At 41.6% G+C, this 12,993-nt stretch carries 8 protein-coding genes; 3 read left to right on the top strand and 5 right to left on the bottom strand.

The window, feature by feature from the left end; all coding sequences use genetic code 11:
- Nucleotides 1-145: 145 nt before the first annotated feature.
- Nucleotides 146-1,036 (bottom strand): tetratricopeptide repeat protein, encoded by an 891-nt coding sequence (locus ACSFVZ_RS19965; protein WP_135926705.1) that lies wholly within the window; start codon nt 1,034-1,036, stop codon nt 146-148.
- A gap of 272 nt (nt 1,037-1,308) precedes the next feature.
- Between ACSFVZ_RS19965 and ACSFVZ_RS19960 the strand changes: the two genes are divergently transcribed.
- Nucleotides 1,309-2,682, top strand: a complete 1,374-nt coding sequence (locus tag ACSFVZ_RS19960) for a GAF domain-containing sensor histidine kinase (protein ID WP_435559487.1) — start codon at nt 1,309-1,311, stop codon at nt 2,680-2,682.
- A gap of 63 nt (nt 2,683-2,745) precedes the next feature.
- Here the strand turns inward: ACSFVZ_RS19960 and ACSFVZ_RS19955 are convergent, their stop codons facing one another.
- Entirely contained in the window at nt 2,746-3,003 is a 258-nt protein-coding gene (locus ACSFVZ_RS19955) for a hypothetical protein (protein WP_235384074.1), read from the bottom strand.
- Nucleotides 3,004-3,267: 264 nt separating this feature from the next.
- Between ACSFVZ_RS19955 and katG the strand changes: the two genes are divergently transcribed.
- Complete coding sequence (gene katG, locus ACSFVZ_RS19950; RefSeq protein ID WP_435559486.1) at nt 3,268-5,445, top strand: catalase/peroxidase HPI; 2,178 nt, start codon at nt 3,268-3,270, stop codon at nt 5,443-5,445.
- Nucleotides 5,446-6,376: 931 nt separating this feature from the next.
- Here the strand turns inward: katG and ACSFVZ_RS19945 are convergent.
- A complete protein-coding gene (locus ACSFVZ_RS19945; protein WP_435559485.1) occupies nt 6,377-7,975 on the bottom strand; it encodes an ABC-F family ATPase in 1,599 nt (532 codons plus the stop codon).
- Between the two features lie 456 nt (nt 7,976-8,431).
- On the opposite strand from ACSFVZ_RS19945, the gene ACSFVZ_RS19940 reads away from it, so the two are divergent.
- Complete coding sequence (locus ACSFVZ_RS19940) at nt 8,432-10,057, top strand: methyl-accepting chemotaxis protein (RefSeq protein ID WP_199527442.1); 1,626 nt, start codon at nt 8,432-8,434, stop codon at nt 10,055-10,057.
- Nucleotides 10,058-10,124: 67 nt separating this feature from the next.
- Here ACSFVZ_RS19940 and ACSFVZ_RS19935 read toward each other — a convergent pair whose 3' ends face one another.
- On the bottom strand, nt 10,125-10,532 hold the full coding sequence (locus ACSFVZ_RS19935) for a type 2 periplasmic-binding domain-containing protein (protein WP_199527443.1): 408 nt from the start codon (nt 10,530-10,532) through the stop codon (nt 10,125-10,127).
- Nucleotides 10,533-10,544: 12 nt separating this feature from the next.
- A complete protein-coding gene (locus ACSFVZ_RS19930; RefSeq protein ID WP_435559484.1) occupies nt 10,545-11,690 on the bottom strand; it encodes a porin in 1,146 nt (381 codons plus the stop codon).
- Nucleotides 11,691-12,993 lie beyond the last annotated feature (1,303 nt).

The raw sequence follows: 12,993 nt of genomic DNA, 5'->3' as shown, positions 1-12,993 counted from the left end.
TGAATCAGCTCGTGAAAAACTTGAGAGGGCTTATGGTGCCCTCAACTAGTCAGAACTTGTGTGATGAAGTACTAGCACCTAAATCCTAGAACCTAAATCCTAGCGCCTATGACGCGGGATAAACCCGCTGCTACATGGGGTTAGGCTAAACCGTTTCATTTAACAACGAATTAAAGCTGTCGTTGTCGTGAAGGCTGGCAAAAGCGCTTTCGTGTAATAGCTCGTTACGAAGGTTTGGTGAGTATTCAAGTGCCATACGAATATCGGCCATCGCATCAGCATGTTTATGAAGTAATGCATAAGCACACGCACGTTGCCAGTATGCATAGCCATAGTCACTGTCTATTTCGAGGGCTTGATTACATAGCTCAATAGCCTCACCCGTTTCATTAATTTCTAACAGTGCATCTGCTTTATAAGCAATCGCTTCTACATCTTCAGGCTTACGTTTTAATATTTCGTCAAAAATTTCTACTTTATTTGCAACATCACTTTCTAAGTTAGCACGCATCCAAAGTGAATGAACTTCGTTAGTGATCGAGATTTTTTGCTGATTTAATAAGATCTCTTCAGATCGCTCACGTAGTTTTTCTTCAAGAACTTTTAAGCGCTCTTCGTATTCTTTAGTGATGGCACTAACACGCGTATTTACAATATCTTCTACTTTGTTTTTCACATCACGCAGTGAATTCCAACCAACTAAAACCAAAATTGAGGCTGTAATTGTAATAATGAAAAACACATTATTGATGGTGTCTGTTGTGTAGGTTAACGCGCGATCGGCTGTATCTAACTGTGTATGAGTGACCTGCTTAGTGACATCTTCTCTCAGTTTTTGCTGATCTTGGCGAACTGCTTTTAACTCATCAAGAATATAACGCTCTAAAAGAGGCTTATACATTGGTTCTTGAAGGTTATTCAGTGCTTGTTGTTGTTCGGCTTCACTAAGGGCTGGGCGGTTTTCAGGTTCATTTTGGGCTGCCGCTAGCGTATGAAAGCTCATTAAAAAAGTGATTAAAATTAAGATATAACGCATAACTTATTTATGTTTAGTGAATTCTAAGTTCACTTTAACATGCGTGAGCACTGGGGACTAGGCAAAAAAAAGCCAACTCGGGGGAGAGCTGGCCAAACTGCTTAAACAACATAAAGTCGTAAGGGGTATCAACAGGAGTTAGGTATAAATATACCTGTGTCTATCTGAACAACCACTTAATACTAAAAGGTTTTTTAAAAATTCAAAGTCAGTCTTTAAGAATGGCTATGTTCGTCTAGACTTAAGTTGATGTAAAACTAAAAGGTGATGGTATGCGCCAACAACTAGTCCAACTGCTCTATGGAGTATCAATTTCCTCTGATCTTGACAGTGGTAATGTTGAATTAGCTGAACGCTTAATCCTTAATGCTGTTCTTGATGGCCTAGAAATAGGCAGAGCTGGGATCTGGCTTTTAAATGCCGAAAACACCGCCATTGAATGCCGATTATTACTTGATAGAGAGAATAATCAGGAAATTCAGACACTGGTTCTTCCACGCGATGCATATCCAGCATATTTTAAAGCGCTCGATACCCAGCGAACGATCACCGCAGAAGATGCCCATACCGATCCAGCCACCTTTGAGTTTAGTGAAAGCTACCTGAAACCGCTTAATATTGGCGCTATGCTCGATGCGCCGATTCGCTATAAAGGTAAAATGATCGGAATATTTTGTTGTGAGCATATTGGTGGAGCAAGGCACTGGAGTGAAGATGAGTGTTCATTTATCGGTGCATTAGCAGATTTATATGGCAGAGCACTGTCGGCTCAAGAAAATGAACGAACCAATGCAAAGCTTGAACGTGCCAATCAATTATTAGAGCAACGGGTGGCAGAGCGTACTCGCACGCTCGAAGTGACCTTATCTGAATTGACGACCATGCAAGAAAAGTTGATCGAATCAGAAAAAATGGCTTCGCTTGGTAACCTTGTAGCGGGTATAGCACATGAAGTAAATACCCCAATTGGCATTGCAGTCACCGCGAATAGCTCCGCAAAAGATAAACTTAATACCTTAAATAAATTAATAGAGTCTAATACGTTAACTAAAACGGCATTACTTGAAGGAATAAATCACTTAAATGAATGTTTTAAGATTTCTTTTGCAAATCTTGAGCGCGCGGCAAAGCTAATTAGTGATTTTAAGCAAACTGCTGTTGACCAATCATCTTTGAACTTACTTGAAACAAACATCAAAGACTACCTTGAAAATATTATACATAGTTTAATGCCATTGACCCGAAGCCATAATATCGAAGTCGATATTCAATGTAATGACGACCTTAAGCTAATAACTGTACCTGGGGCATTAAGCCAAATTTTTCTGAATCTTGTTAACAACAGTTGTGTACATGGGTTTGTGGGCAGAGATCAAAATAAAATAACAATATCAGTAACCGTTGATAAACAAAGCGATACCTACTCTATTTGCTATTTAGACAATGGTCATGGCATGAGTGAAGATGTAATGCATAAAGTGTTTGAGCCATTCTTCACCACCAAACGTGGCAATGGCGGTAGTGGTTTGGGTATGTCGATAGTTTATAACCTTGCAACGCAAGCACTGCAAGGCGAAGTCAGCATCGATAGCAAGCCAAATAACGGCGTTACCGTCACTTTCAAATTGCCGCAAAAACTTGCATAACTAATTAATTTTTAAACAAGTTGCAGGCTAAATAATCTGGTGACTGGGTAATAAAATTAAAAATTAATCAGTTTGCTTGGCAAGACAAGAAATATCAGTGCATTTGTTGTCTTTGCAAAACTGCTTAATACGTTTTTTAGAATATAAATAATTTAGGCTTATAGGTGTTATTAGTAGTGCCAGCCAAAACATAACCATGCTTCGAAAAGTTAATCCTACAAGCGATGCGATTACGAGGCCCGTTAACATCAAAATAGGTAAATTGGCGATAAAAAAGTTAATGCTTAGTTGTCTAGCAACGTCAGGATTAATGGTTTTCATAAGGGCTACTCGCTGTTTAATAATACCCTTATAAAATGGACGGTTTTGCAAAATGAATCAAATCAGATTTTTCTATCGGTGCAATCGATTTAAAACCATGTTCTTAATCTAGCTTTATCAAAGTACAACTCCTATAGTTTTAAACAACAGGAACTTATTTGCTATTAGTTATTCATAACTATTAGAAAATCTCTCTTTATGACGAAAGGGATAAAAGTGAACTTTTAGCGTTTCGTCATATTTTTAGCTTATGAGGAGCATATAATGAGTAATGGAAAAACGGGCCAGTGCCCGGTAATGCATGGTAGTAACACTGTCACCGCTCAATCAAATACCGACTGGTGGCCAAACGCACTCAATTTCGACATTCTTCATCAACACGACAGCAAAACGAATCCTTACGGCAAAGACTTTAATTACGCAGAAGCATTCAAATCTCTAGACCTTGAAGCCGTTAAAACCGATTTAAAAAACCTAATGACCGAAAGCCAAGAATGGTGGCCAGCTGACTGGGGCCATTACGGTGGTTTAATGATCCGTATGGCGTGGCACTCAGCGGGTTCATACCGTTTAGAAGATGGTCGCGGTGGCGGTGGTACGGGTAACCAACGCTTTGCACCATTAAATTCATGGCCAGATAACGCCAACTTAGATAAAGCACGTCGTTTACTTTGGCCAATTAAGAAGAAATACGGTAACAAACTTTCTTGGGCTGATTTAATGATCTTAGCCGGTAATATGGCTTACGAATCAATGGGTTTAAAAACTTTTGGCTTTGCGGGTGGTCGCGAAGATATTTGGCATCCAGAAAAAGACGTTTACTGGGGCGCTGAAAAAGAATGGTTAGCACCTAGTGATGAGCGCTATTCAAATGTAGAAAAACCAGACACTATGGAAAACCCATTGGCAGCAGTACAAATGGGCTTAATTTATGTAAATCCAGAAGGGGTGAATGGTAATCCTGATCCGCTTAAAACGGCTGAACAAGTTCGCGAAACATTTGCCCGTATGGCAATGAATGACGAAGAAACTGCCGCACTTACAGTGGGTGGTCATACCGTGGGTAAAACTCATGGTAATGGTAGCGAAGAAAACGTTGGCCCTGAGCCAGAAGCGGCTGATGTGTTTGAGCAAGGCCTAGGTTGGAACAATCATAACTCACGCGGTATTGGTCGCGATACCATGACGTCGGGCATCGAAGGCGCGTGGACAACTCACCCAACCAAATGGGATAACGGTTATTGCTACTTGCTGCTTAACTACGAGTGGGAACTTAAGAAGAGCCCAGCAGGTGCATGGCAGTGGGAGCCAATTGATATTAAAGAAGAAGACAAACCAGTTGATGTTGAAGATCCATCAATTCGTTTAAACCCAATCATGACCGACGCCGATATGGCAATGAAGATGGACCCAACCTATCGTAAGATTATCGAGCGTTTTAACGATGATTTTGAATACTTTAGTGATGTGTTTGCACGTGCATGGTTCAAGCTGACTCACCGCGACTTAGGTCCTAAATCACGTTATTTGGGTGCCGATGTACCAAGCGAAGATCTGATCTGGCAAGATCCGATCCCAACGGTGGATTACACCTTATCAGACAGCGAAATTAGCGAGCTTAAAACCAAGCTACTTAACTGTGGTGTAAGCCAAGCTGATTTAATCACTACAGCATGGGATAGCGCCCGTACTTACCGTGGTTCAGATCATCGTGGTGGTGCAAATGGTGCACGTATTCGCCTAGCGCCGCAAAAAGATTGGCCGGGTAATGAACCAAAGCGTTTAGCTAAAGTATTAAGCGCACTTGAGTCAGTACAAGCGAGTTTAAGTAAACCAGTAAGCCTAGCTGACTTAATTGTTTTAGGTGGTACAGCAGCGGTTGAACAAGCAGCAAAAGCCGCGGGTGTTGATGTAACTGTACCATTTGCGCCGGGTCGTGGTGATGCCACGGACGAGATGACAGATGCAGACTCGTTCGACGTACTTGAGCCAATTCATGATGGTTTCCGCAACTGGCTCAAGGAAGATTACGCTGTTTCAGCAGAAGAGCTAATGTTAGAGCGCACGCAATTAATGGGCTTAACTGCACCAGAAATGACCGCTCTTGTTGGTGGTATGCGTGTACTTGGTACTAATCATAATGGCACTTTACACGGTGTATTTACAGATAACGTAGGCACACTTAGTACTGACTTTTTCGTTAACCTAACTGATATGGCTAATACCTGGAAACCACTGGGTAAAGGCTATTACGACATAATTGAACGCAGCACGGGTGTAACTAAATGGACGGCAACACGCGTTGATTTAGTGTTTGGCTCAAACTCAATCCTACGCTCTTACGCAGAGTTTTACGCACAAGACGACAACAAAGAGCGTTTTGTGAAAGACTTTGTCGACGCATGGGTAAAAGTAATGAATGCCGATCGCTTTGATATTTAATTTAAAATTCCTTTAAGTACAAAGGCTACACAATATGTAGCCTTTTTTAATGTAGGGAAGTTAGCGAGTTACAAGGGGAAAGTTACGAGGGGAAAGAGTAAAGTTACGAGATACGAGATACGAGATACGAGGTAGCAGCGATTTTACATCGCGTCTCAGCGCCTCGGTGCTTTCTATGGTTCCAATAACCTTTTCACAAAGAGAAGTGAAAGAGGGTACTTCAGATAATTATTAAATGTATATTAGTCTGCTGGATCTTTTTCTAACCACAGAGGACACAGAGAGCACAGAGTAAGAGAAGGAGAAACCATAATCTCTTTGTAAATATTGTTTTCTCTGTGTAGCGCGCAGCGCCTCTATGTACTCTGTGGTTCAATTGTCTTTACTCACAAAGAGAAGAGAACGAGAAGACAATGAGTATGCGAAATAGACAGCTACTCAATTAGAATCCTCTAAAGCGCAGCGTCTCTTATCCTCTTTGTGAATTTAGTTTCTCTGTGTAGTGCGCAGCTCCTCGGTGACCTCTGTGGTCCCAATATTTTTTCACAAAGAGAAGTGAATGAGCGGACTTCAGATAATTATTAAATTTGTATTAGCCTGCTGGATCTTTTTCTAACCATAGAGGACACAGAGAGCACAGAGTAAGAGAAGGAGAAACCATAATCTCTTTGTAAATATTGTTTTCTCTGTGAAGCGCGCAGCGCCTCGGTGTCCTCTGTGGTTCCAATATCTTTTTCATAAAGAGAAGACAATGAGTATGCGAAATAGACAGTTACTTAATTTAAATCCTCTAAAGCGAAGCGTCTTTTATCCTCTTTGTGAATTTAGTTTCTTTGCGGAGCACGTAGCCACTTAGTGGTTCAATGTTTAAATCTAAACAGAACCACCAAAGCCACCAAATAAAGGGAATAGCTATAAAACCTGTTTAAGCTTACTGCGCTTGTTGCGCAACATGGTCCATATATTCGTCGAACGTGCCCTGAAAATCGATAAGCTTTTTATCTTTAATATCGATGATACGAGTCGCTAATGACGATACAAACTCACGGTCGTGGCTCACAAAAATAAGCGTGCCTTGGTAATCTTTTAAAGCATTATTGAGCGCTTCAATGGCTTCCATATCCATGTGGTTAGTTGGCTCATCCATAATTAGCACATTGATGTCTTGCATCATCAGCTTACCAAACAATAGACGGTTCTTTTCACCACCCGAGCAGTTACGCGCTTTTTTGTTAGCGTCATCTGCGGTGAATAATAAACGGCCTAACATAGCACGCACCATTAAATCGTTGTGCTTAGCGGTACGCCACTGCGACATCCAATCAAATAGAGTTAAGTCGTTATCAAACTCTTTGCTGCTGTCTTGCGGGCAATAACCAATGCTGGCATTTTCAGACCACTTAACCACACCCTCGTTACTTTGTAATTCATTCACTAGGCAGCGTAATAGGGTGGTTTTACCAACACCATTTTCACCAATAACCGCAAGCTTAGCACCGGCTTCTAGCAATAAGTAACCACCACTGAATAGGGTTTCACCCTCAAAGCCATGACCTAGCTTAGTAAGCTCTAATGCTTGGCGATACATCTTTTTGCCTTCGTCAAAACGAAGTGATGGGCTAATACGGCTTGAAGCTTTTACTTCATCAAGCTTAATTTTATCCATGCGCTTAGCACGAGAGCTGGCTAGTTTTGCTTTTGATGCGTTAGCACCAAAGCGGTTTACGAACTCTTGTAGCTCGTCAATTTCAGCGCTCTTCTTAGCGTTTTCAGCAAGCAGTTGTTCGCGTTGTAAGCTTGAAGCTTCGATCCACTTTTCGTAGTTACCTGGGTAAATTCTTAGCTCACCGTAGTCGATATCGGCCATGTGTGTACACACCGAGTTTAAGAAGTGACGGTCGTGCGAGATAATAATCATCGTACACTTTCGCTGGTTAAGCTCGTTAGCTAGCCAAGTAATAGTGTGAATATCAAGGTTATTGGTTGGCTCATCAAGTAGCAAAATATCAGGGTTTGCAAACAGCGCTTGTGCTAAAAGCACACGTAGTTTCCAGCCCGGCGCAACGTTCGCCATTAAGCCGTAATGAAACTCTTGCTCAATACCCGCTTGGATCAAAATTTCTTCTGCACGGCTTTCTGCTGTGTAGCCATCCATTTCGGCAAAAACGCTTTCAAGCTCAGCGACTTTCATGCCATCTTCTTCACTCATTTCTGGCAGTGAATAAATACGGTCGCGTTCTTGTTTTACTTTCCAAAGCTCGGCATCACCCATGATAACCGCATCAACTACAGTGTATTGCTCAAACGCAAACTGGTCTTGGCTAAGCGTACCTAGCTTTAAACCCGGTGCAATCGACACATTGCCAGAGGTTGGCACAAGCGCACCACTTAGAATTTTCATAAAGGTTGATTTGCCGCAGCCATTCGCGCCAATTAAACCATAGCGGTTGCCATTACCAAACTTAGCTGAAATGTTCTCAAACAAAGGCTCTGCACCAAACTGCATGGTGATATTTGCTGTTGAAATCAACGAATTATTCCTAGAAAAATACTGACAGGGTTATGGGCGCAGAAACTGCGAAAATAAACAAGCAATAGGGTAAATAATAGGCCGCGGATTATACAGATCAGCCCCAAAGAACGCCATTAAAAAAGAGAAAGTTTCAAGGGGAAAGGGGAAAGTTATGAGATGCGAGATTCGAGGTAGTAGCGATTTTACATCGCGTCCTAGCGCCTAGTGCCCAAAATCTAGCACCTGATGACACGGTATAAACCCGCTGCTACGCGTAGGCGTGAAACTTGTTTCGCGCATCTCAGAGTTGAAGGCTGAAAGCTCTTGTCTTTTTGAATATTATCTTCTCGCTCTTCATCCAGATCCTAAAAAACGGCACAAAATACGAAAAAAACCTGAAAATATATAAATATAGTTAATACTTTAGGGAAATCGGGCGATAATATTAAGACTATGACAGCAAAGGTGGATTAAATGTCTGCAGGTTTCTCTTTCAACAACTTAAGCATTTCAAAAAAGATACATGCCATAACATGCATTGCCATAACGGCATTCGTGATTATAGTGGTAACCAACTTTATCGCTATGAACGATAACAAAATTTCACTCGATGAATTAGAAAAGTCATCTTATCAAGTCGTAAAACTTACTACCGCCAATGTAGCCTTACTCGAAAAACTAGACGAACTATATACACAGGCAGTGACATTTGGTGAATCAGATTTAGTCGATAGCGCAGCACAAACCTATAAAAAGATTAACGAAAACCTACAAGACATCATCAGCATTAACGATGGCTACGTGAATAGCGATACAAAAAAACAGTTAGAGCTTTATGCACAAACGTCTTCGAGTATTGCAAGCTCGATGATTGAAGGTACTGCCGACTTCAGCAAAATTCAGCAGCAAGCCCAACAAAAAACCAAACAGTACGAAGCCGTGCTTGAAGGTTTTAAGCGTGCTCAATCTCGCGCTGATGATCGCTTTTTTGAGCTTGTACAAGCAACCAAAGCTCGTTCAGACAATGCGCTTAATTTAATGCTGATTGTCTCGGTAGTTTCATTACTGTTACTAATTGCTACATCGATTTGGATTGCCCGTGGAATTGGCTCATCAGCCAGTGCTGCGGCAAGTAACTTACGTTTGTTAGCCGATGGTAAAGGCTCGCTGAGCACTCAACTTGAAGTACACGCTAAAGACGAAATAGGTCAGGTATCAATTAATTTTAATGCCTTTATACAGCTACTAAAGGCTGCTGTACTTGAAGTAATAGCGGTGTGTGAGCCATTAATGGAAAACTCAACCCGGCTTGTGCAAGGTATGGAACGCGCCGAGCGTGCAACAACTAAACAAACATCAGATGCCGAAATCGTAAAGCAATCGATGGAAGAAATGCGTCAAAGTGTTGCTGATATTTCTCACTCAGCGGCAAACGCATCGCAAGCTGCGCAAACCGCAGAACGGGAAGTAGAGCAAAGCCGAACGCAAATAAGACGCTCTGTAAGTGAGTCACGTACATTAAGTGATGAAATTAACCAAGCTGCTTCGACAATTAACCAGCTGGCGAATGACACCAAAAATGTAACGCAAATTTTAAACGTCATTACTTCGATTGCTGAGCAAACTAATTTACTTGCTTTAAATGCGGCTATTGAAGCTGCGCGTGCAGGTGAACAAGGCCGTGGTTTTGCGGTTGTTGCTGACGAAGTGCGTGAGCTTGCTTCAAGAACATCACACTCAACTAACGAAATCAGAGAGCTACTTACAACGCTAACCACCGCAGCAAGCGATGCGGTAACTGCTATGAACTCAGCCCGAGATATGGCTACAAACAATGCTGAAGCTGCTGAGAATACAGGGCAATCTATTGATAAAATTTCTGAGCAGATATTATCAATTAACGGCATGAACTCTCAGATTGCCGCAGCCACCGAAGAACAAACATCTGTGGCAAGTATGGTGGTTGAGAACGTGTCGAATATGCATATGTCGTTTGAAGAAACAATGGATTCGCTCTCGGCGGTACGTGATGTAGCGAAGAACCTTCATTACCTTTCTGATTCGTTACTCGACGCCACTGCAAAATTTAAAGTTGAGTAATTTATGCGCATAAAAAACCAGGCATCGCCTGGTTTTTTATTAACGTAGTGAGTATTTAAGCTAGCACTTAAAAAGTACCTACTACTTTAACTTTATCAGTTACTTTTGCTGCATCGATATAACCAATGGCGTCGCTATTGGCTGCAACAAAATCAATAACAGCTTGATCGTTTGCTAGTTTTTCAGGTGGCGTACCTTTACCTGTAAATACCAGCTTTGACCAATAAGCGTTAAGCTGGCTGCTCGACTTACCAACCACCTTATCGTTAAACTCGTCGCTTACGCTGTTGCCGTCTTGGTTTACCGGGTTTACTTTGGTGCCATCATCAAACGACTTTGCTTTGCCAAGGTAAATCTTTTTGATAGTTCCTTCATCAATAGCATTGCCATTTGCAGGGTTTACAATAACAGCAACATCAGCAAATGCAGCGTGCGAACAAACGGTGAGTGCTGTAGCGATTAATAATTTTTTCATCATAAACTCCAATTAAAAAACTAAATCAACAGCAACAGCAACAACGTCGGTTTCTGTATCTGTAATATCATCTTTAAAGCGGCTGAAATCTACTTTTAAAGCAGCTGATGGGTGGAAGTCATAACGAGTACCAATGGTATACACATTGCTCTTCGCTTTTACGCCCTCAAGCACCTGATTAATACCTGCGTTTAAAGCTGGTACTGCAGGTAGTGCGTTGTAGCGGTTGCTATCGTGTTTGTCGTCGTTATTTTCGTAAGTTAAGTGCACAATCCACTCATCCATACGGTAACCAACAGAGGTATAGTATTGAGTTTGTTTAGCAAGGGCGCTGTTTTCTACTTCAAACTCAGTGTATTCAGCATCAAATAGAATGTCGTTGTAATCAATCGAAAAGCCCACAGCGAAGAAAGAGCCATCATCTTCGTTAACAGCAATATCATCAGCTTGATCAACAAAGCCCGCAGCTCTTAGCGTTTGCTCAAGGCCATTAAGCGCAACACCTGCATCGGTGTCGTTTTCGATTGCAATTGTTGTGTTTGCTACAAAGTATGCAGCACGAGCACTGAACCAGTCGTAGCTCATCGTCCAGTTGATACCAGCAATATCATTAAGCTCTGTATCGCCATTAACCGATACCACAGCAATGTTGCCATCGAAGCTACCGTAAATAACTTGAACGGTTGAATCCCAATCACCTAATTGTGTGTTGTGTAACAGACTCAGGCCTTCATACGTTGAAAACGGAAGGTTATAAACAGATTGCGGCGGACGAACCCAACGGTATGTGTAACCAACGTCTAAGAAGTCTGAGTAACGGTAAAAAGGCACACGCATTTTACCAGCACTCACTTGTAGCTCATCGCTGAACTCATAGGTTAAATAAGCCCACTCAAACTCAGCATCAAAATCATCGCTACCACGCGCTACAATTTGTGCCGTAGCGCTTAGCTTTTCTTGTAAATCTGCAGAAAGCTGTAATGCGAACATACTTTCGTTTTTAAACGAAATATCATCATCGTAACCATAAAGCGTTGCGTCGTCGTCAAGGGCTTTACCGCCAACAATAGAAGCAAAGCCATTTATGCGAACCTCTGCCATTGTGTTTGCAGACACAAAAGCAGCACATAGAGCCAATGCAATAGGAAGTTTTTTCATTGTGTATCCCTAGTATTTAGTATGAAAATGTTGATTTCGCTTAATATTATAGTAGTGCGTAGCGAAATGGGCGACACAAGTTACAGATAAATTGTAATTACGGCAATCAGTAAGTTGTTATTTTTAAATTGAAAAAGGTACAAATTAAAGTTGGAAAGCGCCCTAAAAGCATCTGTTAGTGCTCTTAATCTTAAATCAGCCCGTAGGATTTTTTATGCGCACAGAGAGATGAATAAGGGTACATCAGTTAATTGTAATCTCTTTCTAACCACAGAGGACACAGAGAGAACTGAGGAAAACAAGGAGATCTCTAAAGCGAAGCGTCTCTTATCCTCTTTGTGAAATTACCTTCTCTGTGCAGCGCGCAGCGCCTCGGTGACCTCTGTGGTTCAAGTCTTTATTTCACAAAGAGAAGTGAATGAGAAGACAATGAGTATGCGAAATAGACTGCTACTTAATATGAATCCTCTAAAGCGAAGCGTCTCTTATCCTCTTTGTGAATTTTGGTGTCTAGGTGTAGCGCGCAGCGCCTCGGTGACCTCTGTGGTTCAAATCTTTATTTAACAAAGAGAAGTGAATGAGAAGACAATGAGGAAACCCAAATTAACTTCACCAACCTTCTTCTAAGACACAGCCAAGTAACCTATTTATCGAGACGAACTGTTTGCTAGATTTTTTTCGAACCACAGAGGACACAGAGAGCACAGAGAAAGACAAGGAGTCCTCTAAAGCGCAGCGTCTCTTATCCTCTTTGTGAATTTTGGTGTCTCAGTGTAGCGCGCAGCGCCTCGGTGACCTCTGTGGTTCCAATATTTTTATTCACAAAGAGAAGTGAATGAGAAGACAATGAGGAAACCCAAATTAACTTCACCAACTTTCTTCTAAGACAGAGCCAAGTAACCTATTTATCGAGAAGAGCAGTTTGCCAGATCTTTTTTGAACCACAGAGGACACAGAGAGCACAGAGGAAGAAACGGAGGTATTAAAGTGTACTTCTCTAAAGCGAAGCGTCTCTTATCCTCTTTGTGAATTTTGGTGTCTCTGTGAAGCGCGCAGCGCCTCGGTGACCTCTGTGGTTCAAGTCTTTATTTCACAAAGAGAAGTGAATGAGAGGACAATGAGGAAACCCAAATTAACTTCACCAACCTTCTTCTAAGACACAGCCAAGTAACCTATTTATCAAGAAGAGCAGTTTGCCAGATCTTTTTTGAACCACAGAGGACATAGAGAGCACAGAGGAAGAAACGGAGGTATTAAAGTGTACTTCTCTAAAGCGAAGCGTCTCTTATCCTCTTTGTGAATT

Source organism: Pseudoalteromonas nanhaiensis (assembly GCF_051235485.1).
Classification (GTDB): domain Bacteria; phylum Pseudomonadota; class Gammaproteobacteria; order Enterobacterales; family Alteromonadaceae; genus Pseudoalteromonas; species Pseudoalteromonas lipolytica_C.
The sequence above is the reverse complement of the archived record's forward strand: the minus strand, read 5'-3'. Positions and strand labels throughout refer to the sequence as shown.